We start from the raw sequence: 25228 nt of genomic DNA, 5'->3' as shown, positions 1-25228 counted from the left end.
AGGCAGTCCCCGTAATAAAAGGAAACCCGCAGCGATGGCGTACTACCGCACCCCTCATGACGTTACCGCTCTGCCCGCCTGGCAAGCGCTCAATCAACATCGCCAAGCCATGCAGGATTTCAGCATGCGCGAAGCGTTCAATGCCGATCCCCAGCGCTTTTCCCAATTCACCTTGAGCAGCTGCGGACTTTTCCTCGATTACTCGAAAAACCTGATCACCAGCGAGACCCGCGACCTGCTGGTGGGCCTTGCCAAGGAAGTGAACCTCAAAGGCGCGATCGACGCACTGTACGCCGGCGAGCCGGTCAACTCTTCCGAAGGCCGCCCTGCCCTGCATACGGCCCTGCGCCGCCCGGTGGGCGACAAGCTGTCGGTCAACGGCGTGAACATCATGCCGGACGTGCATAAAGTGCTGAACCAGATCACCGATCTGGTCGGCCGCATCCACGACGGCCTGTGGCGTGGCTACACCGAGAAGCCGATCACCGACGTGGTGAACATCGGCATCGGTGGCTCGTTCCTCGGCCCGGAGCTGGTCTCTGAAGCGCTGCTGTCCTACGCCCATAAAGGCGTGCGCTGCCACTACCTGGCGAATATCGATGGCAGTGAGTTCCACGAACTGACCATGAAGCTGCGCGCCGAGACCACGCTGTTTATCGTCTCGTCGAAATCCTTCAACACCCTGGAAACCCTGAAAAACGCCCAGGCCGCCCGCGCCTGGTACCTGGCTCAGGGTGGCTCGGAAGCCGAGCTGTACCGCCACTTTATCGCCGTGTCGAGCAACAACGCGGCCGCCGTGGCCTTCGGTATCCGCGAAGAAAACATCTTCCCGATGTGGGACTGGGTAGGTGGCCGTTATTCGTTGTGGTCGGCCATCGGCCTGCCAATCGCCCTGGCCATCGGCATGTCCAACTTCAAGGAACTGCTGTCCGGTGCCTACACCATGGACCAGCATTTCCAGAACGCGCCGTTCGAACAGAACATGCCGGTGCTGCTGGGCCTGCTGGGCGTGTGGTACGGCAACTTCTGGGGTGCGCAGAGCCATGCGATCCTGCCGTACGACCACTACCTGCGTAACATCACCAAGCACTTGCAGCAGCTGGACATGGAATCCAACGGCAAAAGCGTGCGCCAGGACGGCAAACCGGTGTCCACCGACACCGGCCCAGTAATCTGGGGTGGCGTCGGCTGCAACGGCCAACATGCTTATCACCAGTTGCTGCACCAAGGTACCCAACTGATCCCGGCCGACTTCATCGTGCCGATCGTCAGCTTCAACCCGGTGTCCGACCACCATCAATGGCTGTACGCCAACTGCCTGTCCCAAAGCCAAGCACTGATGCTCGGCAAGACCCGCAGCGAAGCCGAAGCCGAGCTGCGCGACAAGGGCATCCCGGAAGACGAAGTGCAGAAGCTGGCACCGCACAAGGTGATCCCGGGCAACCGTCCGAGCAACACGCTCGTGGTTGAACGCATCAGCCCGCGTCGCTTGGGCGCCCTGGTTGCCATGTATGAACATAAAGTGTTCGTGCAAAGCGTGATCTGGGGCATAAATGCCTTCGACCAATGGGGCGTGGAGCTGGGCAAGGAGCTGGGCAAGGGCGTATACAATCGCCTCACCGGCGCCGAAGAAACCTTGGCCGAAGACGCTTCGACCCAGGGCCTGATCAACTACTTCCGCGGTCGTCACCGCGGCTGATGCAGGTACCGCAAGGCCAACGTCCGTTTGGACGTTGGCCTTGAACCCTCTCCATACAGGGTGCATCTTTATGACTTGTCGCAAAAACAAGAATAAGGATCGCTCATGTTCGATATCAGCACGTTTCCCACCGCCGATGCCGTCCGCCGGGCTGCGCAACTCAGTCAAGAGGACTACCAGCGCCTCTATCGCCAATCCGTCGAGCAGCCGGACACGTTCTGGGCCGAACAGGCCAAGGGCTTTCTCGACTGGATAACACCGTGGCACACCGTCCAGCAGTCAGACATCAAGACCGGTACCGCCCAATGGTTTGCCGGTGGCCAGTTAAACGTCAGCTACAACTGCATCGACCGTCACCTGGCGCAACGCGCCGATCAGCCGGCCTTCATCTGGGAAGGTGATGATCCTGCAAAATCTTCCAAAATCACCTACCGCCAACTGCACCAAAACGTCTGCCGCCTGGCCAATGTGCTGAAAAGCCGCGGTGTGAAAAAAGGCGACCGGGTGTGTATCTACATGCCGATGATCCCGGAAGCGGCCTACGCCATGCTGGCTTGCACACGGATTGGCGCTGTGCACTCGGTGGTATTTGGCGGGTTCTCACCGGACGCCCTGCGCGACCGCATTCTGGACGCCGACTGCCGCACCGTGATCACTGCCGATGAAGGCGTGCGCGGTGGTAAGCCGGTGGCGTTGAAACAGAATGTCGACAAGGCCCTGGCGAGTTGCCCCAACGTCAGCTCGGTACTGGTCGTACAACGCACCGGCGCCCAAGTGAACTGGAGCGAAGGCCGCGACCTCAAGTATCAACAAGCCCTGGATGCGGCGAGCGAGGATTGCCCTCCCGCACCGATGGACGCCGAAGACCCGCTGTTTATCCTCTACACCTCCGGCAGCACCGGTAAACCCAAGGGCGTGCTGCACACCACGGGCGGCTACCTGCTCCAGGCGGCAATGACCTTCAAGTACGTACTCGATTACCGCGACGGTGAGGTGTTCTGGTGCACCGCCGATGTGGGTTGGGTCACCGGTCATAGTTACATCGTGTACGGGCCGCTGGCCAATGGCGCCACCTCGCTGATGTTCGAAGGTGTGCCGAGCTACCCGGACAGTTCACGCTTCTGGCAGGTCATCGATAAACATCAGGTGAATATCTTCTATACCGCCCCCACCGCCTTGCGTGCATTGATGCGCGAGGGCCACGGCCCGCTGGAGACGACTTCCCGCGCCAGCCTGCGCCTGCTGGGCAGCGTCGGTGAGCCGATCAACCCGGAAGCCTGGGACTGGTACTTCAACGCGGTGGGCGAACAGCGTTGCCCTATTGTCGATACCTGGTGGCAGACCGAGACCGGCGGCATCATGCTCAGCCCGCTGGTCAGCGCCCAGCGCATCAAACCAGGTTGCGCCACCCAGCCGATGTTTGGCGTACAGCCCGTGCTGTTGGATGAACAAGGCAAGGTCATCAGTGGTGCCGGCAGCGGCGTACTGGCGATCAAGGCCAGTTGGCCGGGGCAGATTCGCAGCGTCTACGGCGATCCGCAGCGTATGGTCGACACCTATTTCAAACCCTACCCCGGCTACTATTTCACCGGTGACGGCGCGCGTCGCGATGAGGACGGCGACTACTGGATTACCGGGCGTATCGACGATGTGATCAACGTGTCCGGCCACCGTATCGGCACCGCCGAGGTAGAAAGTGCGCTGGTACTGCATGACCAGGTGGCCGAGGCCGCCGTGGTGGGCTACCCCCACGACGTCAAGGGCCAGGGCATCTATGCCTTCGTCACCCCCATGAATGGCGTCGAACCCAGCGATGCGCTGAAAAAACACCTGCTGGAACTGGTCAGCAAGGAAATAGGCAGCTTTGCCAAGCCCGAATTGATCCAATGGGCACCGGCCTTGCCGAAAACCCGATCCGGTAAGATCATGCGCCGGATTTTGCGCAAGATCGCCTGCAATGAACTGGATAGCCTGGGTGATACCTCGACCCTGGCCGACCCCAGCGTCGTCGACGGCCTGATCGACAAACGCCTGAACCGATAGGAAAACCCGAGTCGCCATGGAATTTATCCGCAGCCGTATCGAAACCCAGTTGATGAGCCTCACCGGCTTGTCACTGGGCCAACTGGACCTGGAAAACCCCAAGGGCGATCCAGGCCTGTTCGGGCCGGACTCGGTCAGCTGGCAAGTCCATGGCGACTTCAGCAGCATGCTCATCGGCGGCATCAGCGCTTTGATGCTGCAAGCCTTGCACCCATTGGCCCTGGCTGGCGTGTGGGACCATTCGAATTTTCGCCAGGACATGCTTGGGCGTTTGCGGCGGACCTCACAGTTCATTTCCGGCACCACGTTCGGCTCGCGCAAAGACGCCGACTGGCTGATCGAAAAAGTGCGCACCATTCACCTGCAGGTGGTTGGCCATGCCCCGGACGGGAGGCCTTACGCGGCCAGCGATCCAGAGCTGCTGACCTGGGTGCATGTGGCGGAGGTGAGCAACTTTCTTGCTGCCCACTTGCGCTATCGCAACCCGCACCTCTCTGGCCGTGATCAGGACCGTTACTACAGCGAGATCGCCGTCGTCGCAGAACGGCTGGGCGCGCAGCATGTGCCGCATTCACGGCAGGAAATTTCCGATTACCTTGAGAATATCCGCCCGCAATTGCTGTGCGACGAGCGCAGCCGCGAAGTGCTGCGCCTGTTGCTGAACGCTCCCTCCCCCAGCACGCTGGCCAAGCCATTTGGCGCCTTGATGATGCAAGCCGGGATCGACCTGCTGCCGGACTGGGCCAGCACCCTGCTCGATCAGCACCAGAGCCCGCTGCAACGCCAGATGATCCGCGCCGGGGTCAAGCGCAGCGCGCCGTTGTTGCGCTGGGCGATGCGCAATGGTTCGGTGCAGCGTGCACACCGGCGGATGGGGTTGATGTAGGCAACGCGCCATAGCTGTTAAACTCCGCGCCTTTATTTCCCCCATTTACCTAAGCAAGGCGCGCTCCATGTTTCCCTTGAATCAGGCGCTGCGCGCCGCCCTCGATCATCGCCAAGACCTGATCAACGAGCTGCACGCCCAGGGCACCGACTGCTATCGGCTGTTCCATGGCAGCCAGGAAGGCGCCGGCGGCCTGACCATCGACCGCTATGGCCCACAGTTACTGGTGCAAAGCTTCCATCAGTCGCTGGAGACCGCCGACCTGCTGGACCTGCACCAAGTGATCAACCAGTACATGGGCCTCGAGTTGCTGCTGGTATACAACGACCGCTCCCGCGGCAACTCGCGTGTCGATCGCGAAGATTCGGTATACCGCGCAGAACCTGCCGCGCTGGAAGACCTGGTGGGCCACGAATGGGGCCTCAATTACCGTGTACGTGGTCGCCACGCTGGCCAGGACCCGCTGCTGTTCCTTGACCTGCGCAATACGCGCGGATGGGTCAAAGACCACAGCGCCGGCAAAAGCGTATTGAACCTGTTTGCCTACACCTGTGGGGTGGGCCTGAGCGCCGCTGCCGGTGGTGCGCGCGAGGTATGCAACCTGGACTTCGCCGAGGGCAACCTGGCGGTGGGACGTGAAAACGGTCGACTCAATCCACAGCTTCCCACCATGGAGTTCGTGCAATCGGATTACTTCCCGGCGATTCGCCAACTGGCCGGGCTGCCGATCACCCAACGTCGCGGGCAGAAACTGCCGAGCTACCCGCGCCTGGAGCAGCGTCAATATGACCTGGTGTTGCTCGACCCGCCTGCCTGGGCCAAGAGTGCCTTCGGTACGGTCGACCTGCTGCGTGACTACCAGAGCCTGCTCAAGCCTGCACTGCTCGCTACAGCCGACGATGGTGTGCTGATCTGCTGCAACAACCTGGCAAAAGTCAGCCTGGAGGATTGGCGTGAACAGGTTTTGCGTTGTGCGCAAAAGGCTGGGCGTCCGGTGCGGGACTGGAAAATCATGACGCCAGGCGCGGACTTTCCCTCACAGGACCACCAGCCACCGCTGAAGACTCTGATACTTCAACTGTAAGAAGCATCCTAAAGGCCCAGTTCTTCGGAACCGAAAACCCGTGCCATACTCCAAGGCACTCCTGTTTGACATAGATGGCGCCGCCCCATGCCCAAAGGATTGATTCGCGCCGCTGGCGCCTTGTTGACTGCCCTCGCGTTGTACAGCTTGCTGGGCTTTCTGATTTTGCCTGGCATCGCCCTTCGCATTGCCAACCAACAGTTGGCCAATTACGCCACAGTGCCAGCGCGCATCGAACGGATCGAACTTAACCCGTTCAGCCTGGAAGTAACGGTGTGGGGCTTGAAGATCGGCGAGCCCGGTAAGGAACAGGTAGGTTTCGAACGGCTTTACGCCAACCTGCAGGTCGATAGCCTGTGGACCCGCGCCCTGCACCTGGCTGATGTGCAACTGGACAAGCCCAAGACCGAGTTGTTGTTCGACAAATCAGGCCAGCTGAATCTGGCGCAGTTGTTCAAGCTGCCACCGAGCGAGCCTACCCCTGCTAACCCCGACGCCAAACCGTTCCCGCTGCGCGTCGACAGCATCAAGCTGGCCGGCGGTTACGTGCATTTTCAAGACTTGCGCCCCAGCGAACCTATCGAATTCCTCTACGACACGCTCGACTTCGAGCTGAAGAACCTCAGCACCCTGCCGGAAGACAATGCGGACATGACCTTGGTGGCCGCCGGCCCTGAAGGTGGGCAGATCGACTGGAAAGGCAACTTCAGCCTGGTGCCGATCACCTCCGAAGGTACGCTGAAGGTCACCGGTGGCAAGATGAAAGCCTGGTGGCCTTACGTGCGTGACGCCTTACCCCTGGTGCTGGAAGACGGCGTGCTCAACTTCAGTACCGAGTACAGGTTCAGCCTGGCCAAAGAGACCGAGCTGAACCTGACCAACACCGCCGCCAGCATCGCACCGTTCGCTATCAAGGCCCCGGATGGCCGGCCGTTGGTGCGCTTGGAGCGCTTGGACGTCAGCGAGACCACGGTGGACCTGGCCAAACAGCAGGTGGTGGTCGGCAAGATCCGCAGCAATAAACTCGAGACCTGGGCGGCTCGCGAAGCGGATGGGCAACTGGACTGGCAAAAACTGTTCGCCAGCCAGCCGAGCAAACCGGCCAAGGCGCCGGAGCCTGCCACTGCACCAGCCACTGCCGACTCGCCAAAGCCTGCGCCCGTCGCCCCAAGCAAGCCCTGGCAAGTGCTGCTCAAGGATGTACAACTGCGCAACTACCAAGTGCACTTGGCCGACCGTCAGGCCAAACCAGCGGTAGCGCTGGAGCTGGGCCCGTTGAACATCGACGTGCAGAACTTCGATAGCCTCAACCAGAGCCCCTTTACCCTGAAGGTCGACACCGGCCTGGGCAAGCAGGGCAAGATCCAGGCGACCGGCACGGTCAACCTCAACCCGGTCAGCGCCAGGTTGAAGGTCAATACCAGGGACATCGACCTGCGAGTCGCACAGTCCTATATCAGCCCGTTTATCCGTCTGGAACTGCGTAGTGGCATGCTTGGCAGCGACCTCGACGTGAACCTGAAAAGCACCGATCCCCTGGCGCTGCAGGTCACCGGCCGCGCGCAGGTCGACCAGTTGCACACCCTGGACACCCTCAAGACCCGCGATTTCCTCAAATGGCAGCGGCTGGTGCTGGAGGGTGTGAACTACCAACACGGCGACAGCCTGACGATCAACAAGGTCAACCTTCTGCAACCGTATGCGCGGTTCATGATCAACGATGATCGCACCACCAACGTCGACGACTTGCTGATCCCGCAGCCAGCCGACAGTGGCGCCAAATCGTCAGCCAAACCTGCCCCGAGTAAAGACAAGCCGCTGGGTATCCATATCGGGCAGATTGCGATCAACGACGGTTCGGCCAACTTCGCCGACTTCAGCCTCACCCCCAACTTCGCCACTGCGATCCAACAGCTCAATGGGCAGATCGGCACCATCGACAGTCGCCAGGCCAAGCCGGCGAGCGTTGACATCAAGGGCAAGGTGGACCGTTATGCACCGGTCACCATCAAAGGCAGCGTGAACCCGTTTGACCCGATGGCGGCGTTGGACATCGCCACCAGCTTCAAACGTGTCGAGTTGACCACGCTGACGCCTTACTCGGGCAAGTTCGCCGGCTTCCGCATCCGCAAGGGCCGCCTCAACCTTGACCTGCACTACGTGATCACCAAGGGCCAGTTGAAGGCTGAGAACAAAGTGGTGGTCGAGCAATTGCAACTGGGCGAAAAAGTCGACAGCGCCGATGCCGTGGACTTGCCGATTCGTCTGGCAATCGCCTTGCTCAAGGACAGCGATGGCAAGATCTCCATCGAACTGCCCGTATCCGGCGACCTGAATAACCCGCAATTCAGCGTGATGCCAATTGTGTGGCAAACCCTGCGCAATCTGGTGGTACGAGCGGCCACTGCGCCGTTCAAGTTTATTGGCGGGTTGGTCACCGGAGGCGGAGCGGAGGACCTGGGCAGCGTGTCGTTCGCGGCGGGCTCCAGCGAGTTGAACAAAGACGCCGAAGGCGCCCTGAACACCTTGGCCAAGGCGCTGAAAGAACGCCCTACTCTACGCCTGGAAATCGAAGGCACGGCCGCAGCTAGCAGCGACGGCCCATTCCTGGCGGCCCAGCGGCTGGAACGGGAATACCAATACAACTACTACAAAATGCTGCAGCGCCGTGGCGAGAAAGTCCCGGCCCAGGCGTCCTTGCTGGAAGTCCCTGAGAGCGAAAAAGCACCCTTGCTCGAAGGTATTTACCGTACCCGCTTGAAACAGCAGCCTCCCGCAGAATGGAAGGACCTGAGCAGCAGTGAGCGCTCTGCCAAGTTGAAAGAGGGCGTCATCAGGTTCTGGAGTGGCAGTGACGTGCTGCTGCGCCAGTTGGGCCAGGACCGTGCAAGCACCATCAAGGACTACTTGGTAGATAAAGCGCAGCTGGAGGACGACCGGGTTTACTTCATTGACGCGCAACTGGGCCAGGCAGAGAAAGATGGTCGGGTGATAACGCAGATGCATCTGGACGCCGAGTAGGCGTCAACGCCAAGCCGCTACCGCACTGATTTCCCGCCCCAAATAGAACAGGCCCCGACACAGAAGTGCCGGGGCCTGTAATGACCACATCCGTGTGGTCGGTCGCATGAAAATTAGAGGTGCATTGAGTGGATATCTAACTCACTCGCCGCCGCCGCTAGTTCAGACGAGTTCTTGAGCGTTACTCTGCTTTCAGGCCATCGGCCGATACAGCTTTAACGCCTTTGATTTTCTTGGTGATGTTCACCGCGGTCGTTTTCTGTGCCTCGGTCACAGCGACCGAAGAGGACAGGGAAACTACACCCTTGTTGGTTTCGACTTTGATGTCGGTACCAGGAATGCCTTTCTCGGTTACCAGGTCAGCTTTGACTTTGGTGGTGATCCAGGTATCGGAGGTTGCGCCTTTGGCGTCAGCCGCTGCGCCTTTGGTCTTGTCGATGTTGTCTGCCTTGGTAGCGCCGCCAGCCAGCAGGCCGTCAGCAGAAACTGCGGTTACACCTTTGATTTTCTTGGTGATCGCTACGGCAGTTTCTTTCTGCGAGTCCGAAATGGCTGCGGTCGAAGACAGGGAAACCACACCTTTGTTGGTCTCAACCTTGATGTCCGACCCAGGAATGCCTTTTTCAGTCAGCAGATCGGATTTAACTTTGGTGGTGATCCAAGTATCCGAAACGCTTTCTTTTGCCTTGGTGGCCTCACCAGCCGCCAGGGTCATTGGAGCTTGGGAAGTCTGAGCAAAGGCCACGTTAGCACCCATGGCCAGGGTCAGAGCGGTGGCAGTAGCGAGAGCGAACTTCTTCATACGAGTAACTCCTGTTTTATTGAAAGTCTGCAGTGTGTGAACCTTGATGCTGCAGCGTTAACAGGGTTATTGCAGGCAGTGTGCCAAGTCTCGAACGCATATTAAATTCTTAAAAATCATGCACTTATAAAAATCTCCTAATTTCGGAATCGTGCAATTTGCATGAAGGCGATCGTGCCTGCGTGCAAGTTGCGGTTTCTTGGATTTACTAAGCGTCTGATTTTTCGACATTTTCCTTCAGGCATAAAAAAGGACTCCGAAGAGTCCTCTTTTTCAGCGTGAAGCCTGGGGTAATTAAACGCCCGAAGCCTTGGCTGCTGCTACGTCCTTGATGGACAGCTTGATACGGCCGCGGTTGTCCACGTCCAATACCAGCACTTCCACTTCCTGGCCTTCTTTCAGAATGTCGGTCACTTTCTCAACGCGAGCGTCGCTCAGCATGGAGATGTGAACCAAACCGTCTTTGCCTGGCAGGATGTTGACGAATGCGCCGAAGTCGACGATGCGCTCAACCTTACCGACGTAGATCTTGCCGATCTCGGCTTCAGCGGTGATGCCCAGGACGCGCTGACGTGCAGCTTCTGCAGCTTCCTTGGTTTCGCCGAAGATCTTGATCGAGCCGTCGTCTTCGATGTCGATCGAAGCCTTGGTCTCTTCACAGATCGCACGAATGGTCGCGCCGCCTTTACCGATAACATCACGGATTTTGTCGGTGTCGATTTTCATCGCGATCATGGTCGGAGCATTTTCCGACAGTTCGGTACGGGACTGACCAATGATCTGGTTCATCTGACCGAGGATGTTCAGGCGCGCTTCCAGGGCTTGGCCCAGGGCGATTTCCATGATCTCTTCGGTGATGCCCTTGATCTTGATGTCCATCTGCAGCGCGGTAACACCTTTGGCGGTACCGGCTACTTTGAAGTCCATGTCGCCCAGGTGGTCTTCGTCACCCAGGATGTCGGTCAGGATGGCGAACTTCTCGCCTTCTTTAACCAGGCCCATGGCGATACCGGCCACCGGTGCCTTCATCGGCACACCAGCGTCCATCAGAGCCAGGGAAGCACCGCAGACCGAAGCCATGGAGCTGGAACCGTTGGACTCGGTGATTTCCGACACAACACGGATGGTGTACGGGAACACGTCAGCAGCAGGCAGCATGGCCTGGACCGAGCGACGGGCCAGACGGCCGTGACCGATTTCGCGACGACCAGCACCACCCATGCGACCACACTCGCCCACCGAGAACGGAGGGAAGTTGTAGTGCAGCATGAACGGGTCTTTTTTCTCGCCTTCCAGGGTATCCAGCAACTGTGCGTCACGGGCAGTACCCAGGGTGGCGACGACCAGGGCTTGGGTTTCGCCACGGGTGAACAGTGCCGAACCGTGAGTCTTCGGCAGAACGCCGACTTCGATGTTCAGCGGGCGTACGGTGCGAGTGTCGCGGCCGTCGATACGTGGCTTGCCGTTAACGATGTTTTCGCGAACGGTGCGGTATTCGATCTCACCGAAGGCTGCTTTGACTTCGCTGGAAGAAGGCTGGCCTTCTTCGCCGGACAGCTTGGCAACAACCTGATCCTTCAGCTCACCCAGGCGAGCGTAACGGTCGGCCTTGACGGTGATGGTGTAGGCGTCGGAGATCGCAGTGCCGAACTCGGAGCGGATAGCGCCCAGCAGTTCGGTGGCTTCGGCTTGCGGAGCCCAGGCCCAGGTAGGCTTGGCAGCTTCGGCAGCCAGTTCTTTAACAGCGTTGATCACAACCTGGAACTCGTCGTGAGCAAACAGTACGGCGCCCAGCATCTGGTCTTCGGTCAGCTCTTTGGCTTCCGATTCAACCATCAACACGGCTTCCGAAGTACCGGCAACGACCATGTCCAGGCTCGACGCTTTCAGTTGCTCGTAAGTCGGGTTCAGCAGGTAACCGGTGCTTTCGTGGAAAGCAACGCGGGCTGCGCCGATCGGGCCATCGAAAGGAATACCGGAGATGGCCAGGGCAGCCGAGGTACCGATCATCGCAGCGACGTCCGGATCGGTCTTCTTGCTGGTGGAAACGACGGTGCAGACAACCTGCACTTCGTTCATGAAGCCTTCTGGGAACAGCGGACGGATCGGACGGTCGATCAGTCGGGAAGTCAGGGTTTCTTTCTCGGAAGGACGACCTTCACGCTTGAAAAAACCGCCAGGGATCTTACCGGCAGCGTAAGTCTTTTCCTGGTAGTGGACAGAAAGAGGGAAGAAGCCTTTGCTTGGGTCGGCGTGCTTGGCGCCAACAACGGTCACCAACACGGTAACGTCGTCGTCAACGGTAACCAGCACTGCGCCGGAGGCTTGACGGGCGATACGGCCTGTCTCGAGGGTAACGGTCGACTGACCGAACTGGAATTTTTTGATAACCGGGTTCACGGTGTCCTACCTTCTTTGTGGCTCTTGGGGAACTTGTCTTCTTGCGAAATTCTTGGGCAATGTCGGGAATCGGCCCAACCCTTGTCCAGGGGTAAAACGTGTATCCAGATAAAACTTGAGGCTGGGAGCCTACCATGGGCCAGTGGGAATCCCACTGACACACGGCAGACAACCAACCTCTAGCGCAATCGCTGATTAGCGACGCAGACCCAGGCGACCGATCAGAGCCTGATAACGACCCAGATCCTTGCCTTTCAGGTAGTCCAGCAGCTTACGGCGCTGGTTTACCATGCGGATCAGACCACGACGGGAGTGGTGATCTTTACCGTTGGCCTTGAAGTGACCTTGCAGCTTGTTGATGTTGTGGGTCAGCAGTGCAACTTGCACTTCTGGCGAACCAGTGTCACCAACAGCTTGCTGATAGTCAGCTACGATTTGTGCTTTTTCTTGAACGTCGAGAGCCATGAGGCAATCCTTTTTTCAGGAAACCACCCAAAGGGCAGTCTCAACAGGCCAGGGACAAATCCCTGTATCTAAAAATGAGTGTTGACCGTGCCTGTTAACAGCCACACTCGTTCGGTCATTCTGACCGAATCAGTCGACGTGGCGCGATGCGCCCGTCTTCGCTCACTTCACCGATACCGATAAAGCGACCGTTATGATCCTGTACCCGCACCATGCCGAACTTCGGGGCATCCGGGGCGCGTACCGGCTGACCGTTAAGCCAGTAGAACGCGCTGTGCTCCGAAAAGTGCAGCAATGGCCAATCCAGCAAACCGCTGTCCGATGGCATCAGGAAGCGATCAACCGCTTCGTTGCCGCCTTCAGCGTGTACCGCTTCCAACTCTTCCAGCGTGACCGTCTGGGCCAGGCTGAAAGGTCCTGCCTGGGTGCGTCGCAGCTCTGCAACATACGCGCCGCAACCGAGCTGTTCACCAATATCTTCCACCAGGGTACGGATATAGGTGCCTTTGCTGCAGTCCACGGCCAGGCGTGCGGTGTCACCTTCACAGGCGAGCAATTCCAAGCGCGCAATAGTAACAGAACGCGGTTCGCGCTCCACTACTTCGCCCGCACGTGCCAGCTGGTAAAGGGGTTGCCCATCACGCTTGAGAGCTGAGTACATCGGCGGTATCTGACTGATTTGCCCACGAAAAGCAGGTAAAGCAGCTTCGATATCAGCACGACCAACGGTCACGTCGCGAACCTGCAAAACATCACCTTCGGCGTCTGCCGTGGTGGTGGTCTTGCCCAGTTGCATCAGGGTTTCGTAACCCTTGTCGGAGTCGAGCAGGTATTGCGAGAACTTGGTGGCCTCGCCAAAGCACAACGGCAGTACGCCGGTGGCCAGGGGATCGAGGCTGCCGGTATGTCCGGCCTTCTCGGCATTGAGCAACCAGCGAACCTTCTGCAATGCGGCATTGGAGGTAAAGCCAATGGGCTTGTCGAGCAGAATGATGCCGCTGACGTTGCGACGGATACGTTTGACCTGAGCCACCGCTTACTCCTTGGCGTCTTCAGGTGTGGATGGGTGCTGGCTGTCTTCAGCCACGGCGCGCTCGATCAGTGCCGACAGGTGCGCGCCACGCACGACGCTTTCGTCGTAGTGGAAGTGCAACTGGGGCACGCTGCGCAACTTCATTTCACGGGCCAACTGCATGCGCAGGAAACCTGCGGCCGAGTTGAGCACCTTGATGCTTTGCGCGATTTCTTCGCTGTTGTCCTGCCCCATCACGGTGATGAAGATCTTCGCATGACCCACGTCACGACTCACTTCAACGGCAGTGATGGTGACCAGGCCAACGCGCGGGTCTTTAACTTCGCGACGGATCAGTTGGGCCAGCTCGCGCTGCATCTGATCGCCGATACGCTGGGTACGGCTGTATTCTTTTGCCATGTCTTGTTACCTGTTACTGCCACACGGTGGAAACCCATGGGGTCTGAAAGCGGCAAACGCCCGGCCTGACAAAAGCCAGACCGGGCGTTGCGTTTAGAGTCCGTACGCTTTGCGGGGCATTTGCATGCCCACACACGGCGTGGCTCCGGAAGTGCGCGAGTTAGAGGCTGCGAGCAACCTGAACCTTCTCGTAGACTTCGATCTTGTCGCCAGCCTTGACGTCGTTGTAGCTCTTGACGCCGATACCGCATTCCATGCCGGCACGCACTTCGGAAGCGTCATCCTTGAAGCGGCGCAGGGATTCCAGCTCGCCTTCGAAGATAACGATGTCTTCACGCAGTACACGGATTGGACGGTTACGGTACACGGTACCTTCGATAACCATGCAACCGGCGATCGCACCAAATTTCGGCGAGCGGAACACGTCACGTACTTCGGCGATACCTAGGATGTTCTCGCGGACGTCGCTGCCAAGCATGCCGGTGAGGGCTTTCTTGACGTCTTCGATGATGTCGTAGATGACGTTGTAGTAACGCATGTCCAGGCCTTCCTGCTCGACAATCTTGCGAGCGCCAGCATCGGCACGCACGTTGAAGCCAAACAGTACAGCGTTGGAAGCCAGCGCCAGGTTGGCGTCGGATTCGGTGATACCACCGACACCGCCACCCACAACACGCACTTGCACTTCGTCGTTACCCAGGCCATTCAAGGCGCCGTTCAACGCTTCGAGGGAACCACGAACGTCAGATTTGAGGACGATATTAAGCGTCTTCTTCTCTGCCTGGCCCATGTTCTCGAAGATGTTTTCCAGCTTGCCGGCGTGAGCGCGAGCCAGTTTGACTTCGCGGAACTTGCCTTGGCGGAACAAAGCCACTTCACGGGCTTTCTTCTCGTCAGACAGCACGCTCATCTCGTCGCCGGCGTCCGGAGTACCGTCCAGGCCGAGGATCTCGACAGGGATGGAAGGACCGGCTTCCTTGATTGGCTTGCCGTTCTCGTCGAGCATGGCACGTACACGGCCATAGTTCGAACCGACCAGTACCATATCGCCTTGACGCAGAGTACCGTCTTGAACCAGTACGGTTGCAACCGGGCCACGACCTTTGTCGAGACGCGACTCAACCACAACACCACGACCTGGGGCCGACGGGGTTGCTTTCAGCTCAAGTACTTCAGCTTGCAGCAGGACAGCTTCGAGCAGTTCGTCCACGCCAGTACCGACTTTCGCCGAAACCGAAACGAACGGCGTATCACCGCCCCACTCTTCAGACGTCACGCCATGAACCGACAGTTCGCTACGGATGCGATCGAGATCGGCGCCCGGCTTGTCGATCTTGTTCACGGCAACAACCAGAGGAACACCAGCGGCTTTAGCGTGCTGGACAGCTTCAATGGTCTGCGGCATCACGCCGTCGTCCGCTGCAACAACCAGGATCACAATGTCAGTCGCCTTGGCACCACGGGCACGCATTGCGGTAAACGCGGCGTGACCAGGGGTGTCGAGGAAGGTGACCATGCCGCGCTCGGTTTCAACGTGGTACGCACCGATGTGCTGGGTGATACCACCGGCTTCGCCAGCAGCTACCTTGGCACGACGGATGTAGTCGAGCAGCGAAGTCTTACCATGGTCAACGTGGCCCATTACGGTCACGACTGGCGCACGGGAGAACGTCTCACCTTCAAACTTCAGGGACTCTGCCAGGGAATCTTCCAGGGCGGTGTCGCTGACCAGGGTCACTTTGTGGCCCAGTTCTTCGGCTACCAGTTGAGCAGTTTCCTGATCAAGCACCTGGTTGATGGTCGCTGGAGTACCCAGTTTGAACATGAACTTGATGATTTCAGCTGCCTTGACCGACATCTGGTTGGCAAGGTCGCCAACAGTGATGGTCTCGCCGATCTGCACATCACGCACGACAGGGCCGGTTGGGCTCTGGAAACCGTGGGCGTTGCGTTTCTTCAGCTTGGCCTTGCCACGACCACCACGACGGAAGCTATCGCTTTCTTCGTCGGTAGTACGTGGGGCAACGCGTGGAGCAGGCGCTTTCTCTTTGACCGAAGCACGATGCGGAGCGTTTTTACGCTCGCCATCGCCACCACCACCGCGACGATTGTTATCGTCGGCACGTGGTTTATCCGGACGACGAGGTTCGTCACGCTTGCGGGCATCAGCTGCAGACGCTGGTGCTGCGGCAGCCGGAGCAGCCTCACGCACAGCCTCTACAGGAGCGCTAGGCGCGGCGACTGCTTCAGTGGAAGCAGTTTGCGCAGCAGCAGGCTGGCGACGCGCTTCTTCTTCAGCGCGACGCTTGGCTTCTTCTTCAGCCTTCTGACGTGCAGCATTTTCTACTGCGCGACGTTCTTCCAGTTCGCGTTTGCGCTCGGCTTCAATTTCTTCCGGGCTGCGCTGTACGAAGACTTTCTTCTTACGTACTTCAACGCTGATGCTCTTGCTACCCGCAACACGCAGGGTGCTGGTGGTTTTGCGCTGCAATGTAATCTTGCGCGGTTCTTCCACTTTCGCCTTGTGGCTGCTCTTCAAGTGAGTCAGCAAAGACTGCTTCTCACTATCGCTCACACCTTCATCGGCGGCGGTGTGCGGCAGACCTGCCTCACGCATCTGCTGCAACAGGCGCTCTACCGGTGTTTTGACCTCATCGGCCAGTTGTTTCACCGTGACTTGCGTCATGCACTTCTCTCCTCAGGCCGCGCCTAATTACTCGAACCAATGGGCTCGGGCGGCCATGATCAACTTGCCGGCACGATCATCGTCAATGCCGTCGATGTCGAGCAGATCGTCAATAGACTGCTCGGCCAGGTCTTCGCGGGTAATTACGCCGCGCACCGCCAGTTCCATCGCCAAATCCTTGTCCATACCCTCAAGCGAGAGCAGGTCTTCGGCCGGATGGGCGTCTGCCAGCTTTTCCTCAGTAGCGATGGCTTTAGTCAACAAACGATCCTTGGCCCGAGCGCGAAGCTCGTTGACGGTGTCTTCGTCAAAGCCGTCGATGTTGAGCATTTCTTCCAACGGTACGTAGGCAATCTCTTCCAGGCTGGTAAAGCCTTCATCTACCAGCACCTGCGCCAGGTCTTCGTCGACTTCCAACTCGTCGATGAAGTTGCGCAGGATGTCACCGGTTTCAGCTTGCTGCTTAGCCTGGATGTCCGATTCGGTCATCACGTTCAGGGTCCAGCCGGTCAACTGGCTGGCCAGACGCACGTTCTGACCACCACGACCAATGGCCTGAGCCAGATTGTCTGCGCCAACGGCGATGTCCATTGCATGGGCATCTTCGTCAACGATAATTGCCGCCACTTCAGCCGGCGACATGGCATTGATCACGAACTGCGCCGGGTTATCGTCCCATAGGACGATGTCCACACGCTCACCGCCCAATTCGCCCGACACTGCCTGGACGCGCGAACCGCGCATACCGATGCAAGCGCCTTGCGGGTCGATGCGTTTGTCCTTGGAGCGGACCGCGATCTTGGCACGTGAACCCGGGTCGCGGGACGCAGCCATGACTTCGATCAGGCCTTCGGCAATTTCCGGCACCTCGATACGGAACAGCTCAATCAGCATTTCCGGCGCAGTACGCGACAGGATCAACTGAGGGCCACGGTTCTCGGTGCGGATTTCCTTGAGCAGCGCACGCAAACGCACGCCGACACGGAAGGTTTCGCGAGAGATGATGTCTTCGCGGGCCAGCAACGCTTCGGCGTTATTGCCCAGGTCGACGATCACATTGTCGCGGGTAACTTTTTTCACGGTGCCGGAGATGATTTCACCCAGGCGCTCGCGATAGGCGTCAACGACTTGAGCGCGCTCGGCTTCACGAACCTTCTGCACGATGACCTGCTTGGCGGTCTGTGCAGCGATACGGCCGAACTCGATGGATTCGATCTTTTCTTCGACGACATCACCGACCTGGGCGCCTGGGTGCGTTTCAGCAACCTTGCTCGGCCAGGTTTCGATGGCCGGATCATCAAGATCGGCTTCTTCAACGACCGTCCAGCGACGGAAAGTTTCATAGGCACCAGTGTGGCGGTTGATTTCCACACGCAGATCAACTTCGTCTTCAAAACGCTTTTTGGTAGCAGTGGCCAGGGCCAGCTCCAGCGCTTCAAAAATCACGTTTGCCGGTACACCCTTTTCATTGGATACCGACTCAACAACCAGCAGTACTTCTTTGCTCATCGTACGCCTCGCCTTTCGCAAGCCATTGGATCCGCGGGATCCGCGTCTCAGTCAAAACTGGGAATAATGTTGGCCTTGTCGATCATATCGATCGGCAACAGGAACTCATGGTCTTCTACCTGCACCACTACATCCTGTTCTTCTACACCGCGCAGAAGGCCCTGAAAGTTGCGACGCCCTTCGAACGGGGATCGCAGCTTGATCTTCACTTGTTCACCGGCAAATTTTGCAAACTGATCAATAGTGAACAGTGGGCGTTCCATGCCTGGCGAGGAAACTTCGAGGGTGTATTCAACGGAGATAGGATCTTCAACATCCAGAACACCGCTGATCTGACGGCTGACAATGGCACAATCGTCCACCAGCACACCGCCCTCTTTATCGATATAAACGCGCAACATTGAGTGGCGACCTTGAGCCGAAAACTCAATACCCCAGCATTCATAGCCTAGGGCCACGACCACCGGGGCCAACAAGGCCTGCAACTCTTCTAGCTTGCTCGACACCTGAACCCCCTCGTGCATGTATGTGCATGCTGTGCAAAATAAAAAAATGGGCGAAACGCCCATCCTTGAAACGCCGTCGAACAGCGGCGTTGAAAGTGTCCAGCTAACAAAAAGCCCCTTAAAAGGGGCTCCGCTAAAACTGGTTGCGGGGGCCGGATTTGAACCGACGACCTTCGGGTTATGAGCCCGACGAGCTACCAGACTGCTCCACCCCGCGACAAAGCTGGGGCGGAAGTATACGACCGATCCCTTACAGGGTCAATGTAACCTTCCACCTACAAGAAAGCCCGCAACAGCGGGCTCTCCTGATAATTGGTACCGAGAAGGGGACTCGAACCCCTACACCCTATGGGCACAACCACCTCAAGGTTGCGTGTCTACCAATTCCACCACCTCGGCAATACAGCACTTACAACCCTTCTTACTTCTGCTCTTGAGCTGGAGGTACGTCAGTCGCTGGAGTAGCCGACTTTTGCTCTTGAAGCACCGGGACATCATCAGAAGCCGGTTTTGCTTTTGGCACTTCCAACACCGCTGGGTTTGGCAAACCTACTTGAGTCAGCGCATGAGCTTTCTCTTTAGCAAAGTAACCTAACCCTAAGCTGGTTATGAAGAAACCGGCGGCAAGTATAGCAGTAAACTTACTAAGAAAGGTAGAGGTACCTTGGCTTCCGAACACAGTATTTGAAGCACCTGCACCGAAAGACGCACCAGCATCCGCACCTTTACCCTGTTGCAACAAAACCAGGGCAACTACGCCCAAGGCAGCCAACAGATGAAAAACGACTACGACTGTTTCCAGCATTTTTTCAGTTTCCCGCGGCGCGACAAATCGCACCGAACTCATCTGCATTCAGGGAAGCTCCACCAATGAGCCCCCCATCGATATCCGGCATGCCGAACAGTTCGACCGCATTGGCCGCCTTCACGCTGCCGCCGTATAGAAGCCGCACACCTTGTGCGACGTCAGAATTCTCTGCCGCTAACTGAGCGCGGATGGCTGCGTGCACATCCTGCGCCTGTTGCGGTGTAGCAGTCAGCCCGGTACCAATGGCCCAGACCGGCTCGTAAGCAATTACCGCCTTTGCGAACGCACCAACACCCAGCTCCTCGATGATGCTGCCAAGCTGACGCGAGACAACCTCAAGAGTCTTGCCCGATTCACGCTGCTCAAGGGTCTCCCCAATACACAACACCGGAATCAAGCCACAAGCCTGTGCCGCTGCGAACTTGCGATTGAGCGTCCCATCACGCTCGCCCATCATCTGACGGCGCTCGGAGTGCCCGACAAGCACATAGGAACAACCCGCATCAACCAGCTGACTCGGTGCAATCTCACCGGTCAACGCACCTTGCATGGCTTCCACCGCAGAATTCTGCGCGCCGACCTGAATCGACTTACCTTTCAAGCCATCAACCACTTGGGTGATATGCAAGCAAGGCGGGAACACCGCGATATCAGCACCGCTAGGCAAGGCCAAGTGACGAAGGCCATTGATCAGCTCAGCGACACTGGCGCGGGTACCGTGCATCTTCCAGTTACCAGCTACCATAGTGCGACGCATGCTGTACCTCGTCGGTCAAAGTGGGCGCAGATGTTACCCAACCACATCATCACTGGCAAGCCGAATTCAGGCGCAAACTTCAGTTACCAGTTTTGCCAGGTCCTCGGCATGGCCGCGAACCTGTATTTCGTCGTCACCTTCGACCATAACGCGCACCAAAGGCTCTGTGCCAGACTTGCGCAGCAATACCCGTCCACGACCAGCCATTGCCAGGGTCGCGCGTTCGCAAGCCTCTTTGACAGCAGGGTGCTCGATCGGGTTTTCCCCGCCTGCGAAACGCACGTTAAGCAATACTTGCGGGCATTTGCGCAAAGCCTGACGCGCCTGAGCCAGGCTCTCTTCGCGGCGACGTAAAGCCAATAGCACCTGCAACGCCGCAATAATCGCGTCACCGGTGGTAGTGTGCTGGAAGCACACCACGTGCCCGGAGTTCTCACCACCTACCTGCCAGTTACGCTCCAGCAGTTCGGCGATCACATACCGGTCACCGACATTGGCGCGAACAAAAGGAATACCCAGGTCTGCCAACGCCAGCTCAAGCCCAAGGTTGCTCATCAGCGTACCGACGACACCGCCTTGCAGCTTGTTACGTTCATGCAGGTCGCGGGCAATGATGAACAACAGATCATCGCCATCGACCACGGCCCCCGTGTGGTCAACCATCAGCACGCGGTCGCCGTCACCGTCGAAGGCAATCCCGAGGTCGGCATGCTCTGCCAGGACAGCTGCTTGCAACTGCTCCATATGGGTGGAGCCGCAGTTTTCGTTGATGTTCAATCCGTTGGGCTGAGCCGAAAGCACTGTCACGTCTGCGCCCAGCTCCTTGAATACGCTTGGCGCGACTTTGTAGGTCGCACCATGGGCGCAGTCGACGACAATCTTCAGGCCGGCAAAATTGGTACTGGTTGGCACACTGCTCTTGCAGAACTCGATATAACGACCGGATGCGTCATTGATGCGCGACACCTTGCCCAGCTTACTGGACTCGACCACGGTCATCGGCGCATCCAACAGCTCTTCGATCATCAGCTCAATCTCATCCGGCAACTTGGTGCCCTGACCGGAGAAGAACTTGATGCCGTTGTCGTCATGTGGATTGTGCGAAGCACTGATCACAATACCGGCCTCAGCGTGAAAGGTACGCGTCAGGTATGCAATCGCGGGCGTCGGCATTGGCCCCAGCAACATCACATCGGCGCCTGCGGCGGATAAGCCGGCCTCAAGCGCTGATTCAAACATGTACCCCGAAATTCGGGTGTCCTTGCCCACCAGGATGCGGCACGCCCCCATGCTGCGGAACGCCATACCCGCCGCCCATCCAAGCTTGAGCATGAAATCAGGAGTAATCGGAAACTCGCCGACCCGACCACGGATACCGTCGGTGCCAAAGTATTTTTTAGTCATAAGTGCTCCATCATTCTTATTCGGCTGATTCCACAGCTGCAATCATGCGCACCACATCCAGGGTCTCAGCAACGTCATGCACACGCAAGATGCGCGCACCCTTGGTCACCGCAAGCGCCGCCAGTGCAAGACCGCCGTACAACCGCTCACCCACCGGGCAATTCAATGCCAGCCCTATCATGCTCTTGCGCGAAACACCGACCAACAGGGGCCGACCAAGGGCATGCAAGGACTCCATGTGTTTGAACAAACTCAAATTGTGTTGCAGGGTCTTGGCGAAACCAAACCCCGGATCAAGGATGATCCTTTCCGGCGCAATACCTACCGCAGCGCATTGGGCAACCCGTTCGGAGAGAAAACCACTCACCTCACCAACCAAGTCATCATAGTGCGGGCCGTCCTGCATATTGCCGGGCTCACCCAGCATATGCATCAAACACACCGGCAAACCGGTAGCTGCAGCTGCATCCAGAGCGCCGTCGCGCCGCAGGGAGCGCACATCATTGATCAAGCCGGCCCCCAATCGCGCAGTCTCACGCATTACGGCCGGGGTAGAGGTATCCACCGAAATGATCACATCCAACTCTCGAGCGATGCGCTCGACAATCGGCGCCACGCGCTCCAACTCCTCCAGAGGGGAAACAACACGAGCACCAGGCCGCGTCGATTCACCGCCCACATCAATCAAGGTCGCACCGGCCGCCACCATGGCTTCTGCGTGACGCAATGCAGCATCAAGCTGGCTGAAGCGGCCACCATCGGAAAAGGAGTCAGGGGTTACATTAAGAATGCCCATAACATGTGTATGGGCCAAATCAAGAACCCGGTTGCCGCAAGGCAACCGGGGGGAGGACGAAGCAAAAGTCATTTCAAACCTTAATGGTCAGCTGCCGGGCCACCGATTGGGGTTTCAGGACGTTCGTTCTGAACCACTGGCGGAGTGCCAGAGGTGCCCGAGCCGCCTTCCCAATCGCGTGGCTCACGAGGCGTTCGACCGGCCATAATATCGTCGATCTGGTCCGCATCGATGGTCTCGTACTTCATCAGCGCATCAGCCATTGCATCCAGCTTGTCGCGATTATCGGTCAGAATCTGCTTGGCCGTCCCGTAGCACTGGTCAATGATACTGCGCACTTCAGAGTCGATCAGCTTGGCTGTCTCACCGGAGAAACTGGCGTTTTGACCACCGCCGCCACGCCCCAGGAATACTTCACCTTCTTCCTCGGCGTACATCAAAGGACCGAGTTTTTCCGACAAGCCCCACTTGGTCACCATGTTTCGCGCAATTTGGCTGGCGCGCATGATGTCGTTGGAAGCCCCAGTGGTCACACCGTCGAAGCCCAAGGTCATCTCTTCAGCGATTCGACCACCGTACAGCGAGCAGATCTGGCTGATCAGCGCACGCTTGGAGAGGCTGTAACGATCCTCTTCCGGCAGGAACATGGTGACACCCAACGCACGACCACGAGGAATGATCGACACTTTGTAGACCGGGTCATGCTCAGGCACGACGCGCCCCACGATGGCGTGACCCGCTTCGTGATACGCAGTGTTCTGCTTCTCTTTTTCGGACATGACCATGGATTTGCGCTCAGCGCCCATCATGATCTTGTCTTTCGCCAGCTCGAACTCTTTCATTTCAACGATGCGCTTGCCGGTACGGGCTGCAAACAGCGAAGCCTCGTTCACCAGGTTGGCCAAATCAGCACCCGAGAACCCCGGGGTACCACGGGCAATCACAGCCGGTGCAACGTCGTCGCCCATCGGCACTTTGCGCATGTGCACTTTCAGGATTTGTTCGCGCCCACGGATGTCCGGCAAGCCAACCACGACCTGACGGTCAAAACGGCCTGGACGCAACAACGCAGGATCGAGCACGTCCGGACGGTTGGTCGCCGCGATGACGATGATGCCGTCATTCATTTCGAAACCATCCATCTCGACCAGCAACTGGTTAAGGGTCTGCTCACGCTCATCATGACCACCGCCCATGCCAGCACCACGATGGCGACCAACGGCGTCGATTTCATCGATGAAGATGATGCATGGCGCATGCTTCTTGGCCTGTTCGAACATATCGCGAACTCGGCTCGCACCGACACCGACGAACATTTCGACGAAGTCAGAACCGGAAATGGTGAAGAACGGTACCTTGGCTTCGCCGGCAATCGCCTTGGCCAGCAAGGTTTTACCGGTACCTGGAGGGCCGACCATCAGCACGCCGCGAGGAATACGGCCACCCAGGCGCTGGAATTTGCCTGGATCGCGCAAGAACTCAACCAACTCGCCGACTTCTTCCTTGGCTTCATCGCAACCCGCTACGTCAGCCAGGGTGGTCTTCACCTGGTCTTCAGAGAGCAGGCGCGCCTTGCTCTTGCCGAAGCTCATCGGTCCGCCCTTGCCTCCCGCACCGCCCTGCATCTGGCGCATGAAGAACATGAACACGGCAATGATCACGAGGATCGGGAAGCTTGCCACCAAGAGTTGAGTCCAAATGCTCTGCTGCTCAGGCTGCTTGCCTTCGACAACCACATGGTTATCCACCAGGTCACCGATCAGGCCGTTGTCCTGGATTGCCGGACGAATGGTCTTGAAGCTGTCGCCATCGTTGCGTTTGCCGGTGATCACGTAGCCATCAACCGCTACGCGCTCGACCTTGCCATCCTTAACTTGCTGGATGAAGTCGGAATAGTTGAGGGTCTGCGGCTCGTTAGGGCTGGAGAAGTTGTTCATCACCGTCACGAGGACAGCCGCGATGATCAACCACAGGATCAGATTCTTTGCCATATCGTTCAATTAACTACCCTCTGAAGCAAGCTCCGCTACTGGCGCGCGCTTCGCATGATATTCACCGGCCTAACTTACTACATTACCTACAACTCTGGCAGGCGCCGTCTGTAACCCTTTGTGAAACTTTGACTACACAATATTCGTAAAGCTTCGTGACGAAAGCGATATAAAAAAACCTATCGCCCTCCTCGAATTCCTCAAAAACGCTCTTCACTCTCCGCGCCTTCGACACCGCGGAAGCCGCGGCACAGCAGATATTGCTCTCTGGACCTGTCCCGGGAAGAGTCAGGTTTACGCGTCTGCACCTTGTCGAACAACTTGCGGATGTTCTTGTGGTACTCGTCGAAACCCTCTCCCTGGAACACCTTCACCAGGAAATCGCCACCGGGACGCAACACCCGACCCGCCAAATCCAGCGCCAACTCGCAAAGGAACATGGCCCGGGGCATATCAACGGCCGGTAATCCACTCATATTGGGGGCCATGTCGGAAATCACAAGGTCTACCTGCGAATTTCCCACAGCCTCAAGGATCTGGGCGAGCACCGTGTCCTGGGTAAAATCGCCATGAACAAAGGTCACGTCCGGGATGCTGTCCATCTCCAGGATGTCGGAAGCGATCAGGCGACCTTGACCACCAATCAGACGACTGGTCACCTGGGACCAACCACCAGGGGCCGCGCCAAGATCGATAACGCTCATGCCTGGGCGAATCAGCTTGTCCTTGTCCTGGATCTCCAACAGCTTGTAGCTGGCCCGGGAACGATAGCCATCCTTTTGCGCCTTTTTGACGTAAGGATCGTTGAAATGCTCTTGCAGCCACTTAAGGCTAGTTTTGGAACGGGCCACGGGCCACCTCGAAAATAAAACGGGTCGTGATTAACTGGGCGGTCCCGGACTCGCTCGGGTAAACTGGCCGCCGCTTTTTACAAGATCA

General features: G+C 58.0%; 19 protein-coding genes and 2 tRNA genes. 5 read left to right on the top strand and 16 right to left on the bottom strand.

Annotated elements, in window-relative coordinates; all coding sequences use genetic code 11:
* Positions 1–34: 34 nt before the first annotated feature.
* The 5 genes from pgi to HDC32_RS28895 all read left to right on the top strand — a co-directional run bounded on the left by pgi (position 35) and on the right by HDC32_RS28895 (position 8733).
* Positions 35–1699 carry a glucose-6-phosphate isomerase gene (gene pgi, locus HDC32_RS28915; RefSeq protein WP_090399768.1) on the top strand — a complete coding sequence of 555 codons (1665 nt, stop codon included), beginning with the start codon at positions 35–37 and terminating at the stop codon, positions 1697–1699.
* Positions 1700–1804: 105 nt separating this feature from the next.
* Complete coding sequence (gene acs / locus HDC32_RS28910; protein ID WP_167656472.1) at positions 1805–3742, top strand: acetate--CoA ligase; 1938 nt, start codon at positions 1805–1807, stop codon at positions 3740–3742.
* Positions 3743–3758: 16 nt separating this feature from the next.
* Positions 3759–4628, top strand: coding sequence for an oxygenase MpaB family protein (locus HDC32_RS28905; protein ID WP_167656471.1), 870 nt, complete (start codon positions 3759–3761; stop codon positions 4626–4628).
* 67 nt (positions 4629–4695) lie between these two features.
* Positions 4696–5712 carry a class I SAM-dependent rRNA methyltransferase gene (locus HDC32_RS28900; protein ID WP_184746377.1) on the top strand — a complete coding sequence of 339 codons (1017 nt, stop codon included), beginning with the start codon at positions 4696–4698 and terminating at the stop codon, positions 5710–5712.
* 87 nt (positions 5713–5799) lie between these two features.
* Positions 5800–8733: a DUF748 domain-containing protein gene (locus tag HDC32_RS28895; protein WP_167656470.1), complete on the top strand. Its 2934-nt coding sequence runs from the start codon at positions 5800–5802 to the stop codon at positions 8731–8733.
* Between the two features lie 181 nt (positions 8734–8914).
* Here the strand turns inward: HDC32_RS28895 and HDC32_RS28890 are convergent, their stop codons facing one another.
* From HDC32_RS28890 to rlmE, 16 genes are all read right to left on the bottom strand, one after another.
* Positions 8915–9535, bottom strand: a complete 621-nt coding sequence (locus HDC32_RS28890) for a BON domain-containing protein (RefSeq protein ID WP_131699407.1) — start codon at positions 9533–9535, stop codon at positions 8915–8917.
* A gap of 294 nt (positions 9536–9829) precedes the next feature.
* On the bottom strand, positions 9830–11935 hold the full coding sequence (gene pnp / locus HDC32_RS28885) for a polyribonucleotide nucleotidyltransferase (protein ID WP_027605371.1): 2106 nt from the start codon (positions 11933–11935) through the stop codon (positions 9830–9832).
* Between the two features lie 195 nt (positions 11936–12130).
* On the bottom strand, positions 12131–12400 hold the full coding sequence (rpsO, locus tag HDC32_RS28880) for a 30S ribosomal protein S15 (protein ID WP_003176135.1): 270 nt from the start codon (positions 12398–12400) through the stop codon (positions 12131–12133).
* A gap of 115 nt (positions 12401–12515) precedes the next feature.
* Positions 12516–13433, bottom strand: a complete 918-nt coding sequence (gene truB / locus HDC32_RS28875; RefSeq protein ID WP_184746375.1) for a tRNA pseudouridine(55) synthase TruB — start codon at positions 13431–13433, stop codon at positions 12516–12518.
* A gap of 3 nt (positions 13434–13436) precedes the next feature.
* Complete coding sequence (gene rbfA / locus HDC32_RS28870; RefSeq protein ID WP_003176137.1) at positions 13437–13832, bottom strand: 30S ribosome-binding factor RbfA; 396 nt, start codon at positions 13830–13832, stop codon at positions 13437–13439.
* A gap of 160 nt (positions 13833–13992) precedes the next feature.
* Positions 13993–16518 carry a translation initiation factor IF-2 gene (gene infB / locus HDC32_RS28865; RefSeq protein ID WP_184746373.1) on the bottom strand — a complete coding sequence of 842 codons (2526 nt, stop codon included), beginning with the start codon at positions 16516–16518 and terminating at the stop codon, positions 13993–13995.
* 27 nt (positions 16519–16545) lie between these two features.
* The gene (nusA, locus tag HDC32_RS28860) at positions 16546–18027 is read right to left on the bottom strand and encodes a transcription termination factor NusA (RefSeq protein WP_003212187.1); all 1482 of its coding nucleotides are present in this window, start codon (positions 18025–18027) and stop codon (positions 16546–16548) included.
* A gap of 47 nt (positions 18028–18074) precedes the next feature.
* Positions 18075–18533, bottom strand: a complete 459-nt coding sequence (gene rimP, locus HDC32_RS28855; protein ID WP_003235029.1) for a ribosome maturation factor RimP — start codon at positions 18531–18533, stop codon at positions 18075–18077.
* A 140-nt stretch (positions 18534–18673) separates the two neighbouring features.
* Positions 18674–18750: transfer RNA gene (locus tag HDC32_RS28850), tRNA-Met, on the bottom strand.
* A gap of 96 nt (positions 18751–18846) precedes the next feature.
* Positions 18847–18932: transfer RNA gene (locus HDC32_RS28845), tRNA-Leu, on the bottom strand.
* 22 nt (positions 18933–18954) lie between these two features.
* The gene (gene secG / locus HDC32_RS28840) at positions 18955–19338 is read right to left on the bottom strand and encodes a preprotein translocase subunit SecG (protein ID WP_145336813.1); all 384 of its coding nucleotides are present in this window, start codon (positions 19336–19338) and stop codon (positions 18955–18957) included.
* 4 nt (positions 19339–19342) lie between these two features.
* Positions 19343–20098, bottom strand: coding sequence for a triose-phosphate isomerase (gene tpiA, locus HDC32_RS28835; protein ID WP_145336557.1), 756 nt, complete (start codon positions 20096–20098; stop codon positions 19343–19345).
* Positions 20099–20164: 66 nt separating this feature from the next.
* Complete coding sequence (glmM, locus tag HDC32_RS28830; protein ID WP_053137798.1) at positions 20165–21502, bottom strand: phosphoglucosamine mutase; 1338 nt, start codon at positions 21500–21502, stop codon at positions 20165–20167.
* Between the two features lie 16 nt (positions 21503–21518).
* On the bottom strand, positions 21519–22370 hold the full coding sequence (gene folP / locus HDC32_RS28825; RefSeq protein ID WP_184746371.1) for a dihydropteroate synthase: 852 nt from the start codon (positions 22368–22370) through the stop codon (positions 21519–21521).
* Between the two features lie 8 nt (positions 22371–22378).
* Positions 22379–24289, bottom strand: coding sequence for an ATP-dependent zinc metalloprotease FtsH (gene ftsH / locus HDC32_RS28820; RefSeq protein WP_010562674.1), 1911 nt, complete (start codon positions 24287–24289; stop codon positions 22379–22381).
* 200 nt (positions 24290–24489) lie between these two features.
* The gene (gene rlmE / locus HDC32_RS28815) at positions 24490–25140 is read right to left on the bottom strand and encodes a 23S rRNA (uridine(2552)-2'-O)-methyltransferase RlmE (protein WP_105523285.1); all 651 of its coding nucleotides are present in this window, start codon (positions 25138–25140) and stop codon (positions 24490–24492) included.
* Between the last annotated feature and the right edge of the window lie 88 nt (positions 25141–25228).

The organism is Pseudomonas sp. JAI120, from assembly GCF_014207255.1.
Classification (GTDB): Bacteria; Pseudomonadota; Gammaproteobacteria; order Pseudomonadales; family Pseudomonadaceae; genus Aquipseudomonas.
Note: the sequence above shows the minus strand (reverse complement) of the source record. Positions and strands in the feature narration are given on the sequence as shown.

Excerpts from the sequence above, each read along its gene's own strand:
- pgi (WP_090399768.1), top strand. The coding sequence starts at position 35 with ATGGCGTACTACCGCACCCCTCATGACGTTACCGCTCTGCCCGCCTGG.
- acs (WP_167656472.1), top strand. The coding sequence starts at position 1,805 with ATGTTCGATATCAGCACGTTTCCCACCGCCGATGCCGTCCGCCGGGCT.
- HDC32_RS28905 (WP_167656471.1), top strand. The coding sequence starts at position 3,759 with ATGGAATTTATCCGCAGCCGTATCGAAACCCAGTTGATGAGCCTCACC.
- HDC32_RS28900 (WP_184746377.1), top strand. The coding sequence starts at position 4,696 with ATGTTTCCCTTGAATCAGGCGCTGCGCGCCGCCCTCGATCATCGCCAA.
- HDC32_RS28895 (WP_167656470.1), top strand. The coding sequence starts at position 5,800 with ATGCCCAAAGGATTGATTCGCGCCGCTGGCGCCTTGTTGACTGCCCTC.
- HDC32_RS28890 (WP_131699407.1), bottom strand. The coding sequence starts at position 9,535 with ATGAAGAAGTTCGCTCTCGCTACTGCCACCGCTCTGACCCTGGCCATG.
- rpsO (WP_003176135.1), bottom strand. The coding sequence starts at position 12,400 with ATGGCTCTCGACGTTCAAGAAAAAGCACAAATCGTAGCTGACTATCAG.
- rbfA (WP_003176137.1), bottom strand. The coding sequence starts at position 13,832 with ATGGCAAAAGAATACAGCCGTACCCAGCGTATCGGCGATCAGATGCAG.
- infB (WP_184746373.1), bottom strand. The coding sequence starts at position 16,518 with ATGACGCAAGTCACGGTGAAACAACTGGCCGATGAGGTCAAAACACCG.
- nusA (WP_003212187.1), bottom strand. The coding sequence starts at position 18,027 with ATGAGCAAAGAAGTACTGCTGGTTGTTGAGTCGGTATCCAATGAAAAG.
- secG (WP_145336813.1), bottom strand. The coding sequence starts at position 19,338 with ATGCTGGAAACAGTCGTAGTCGTTTTTCATCTGTTGGCTGCCTTGGGC.
- tpiA (WP_145336557.1), bottom strand. The coding sequence starts at position 20,098 with ATGCGTCGCACTATGGTAGCTGGTAACTGGAAGATGCACGGTACCCGC.
- glmM (WP_053137798.1), bottom strand. The coding sequence starts at position 21,502 with ATGACTAAAAAATACTTTGGCACCGACGGTATCCGTGGTCGGGTCGGC.
- folP (WP_184746371.1), bottom strand. The coding sequence starts at position 22,370 with ATGACTTTTGCTTCGTCCTCCCCCCGGTTGCCTTGCGGCAACCGGGTT.
- ftsH (WP_010562674.1), bottom strand. The coding sequence starts at position 24,289 with ATGGCAAAGAATCTGATCCTGTGGTTGATCATCGCGGCTGTCCTCGTG.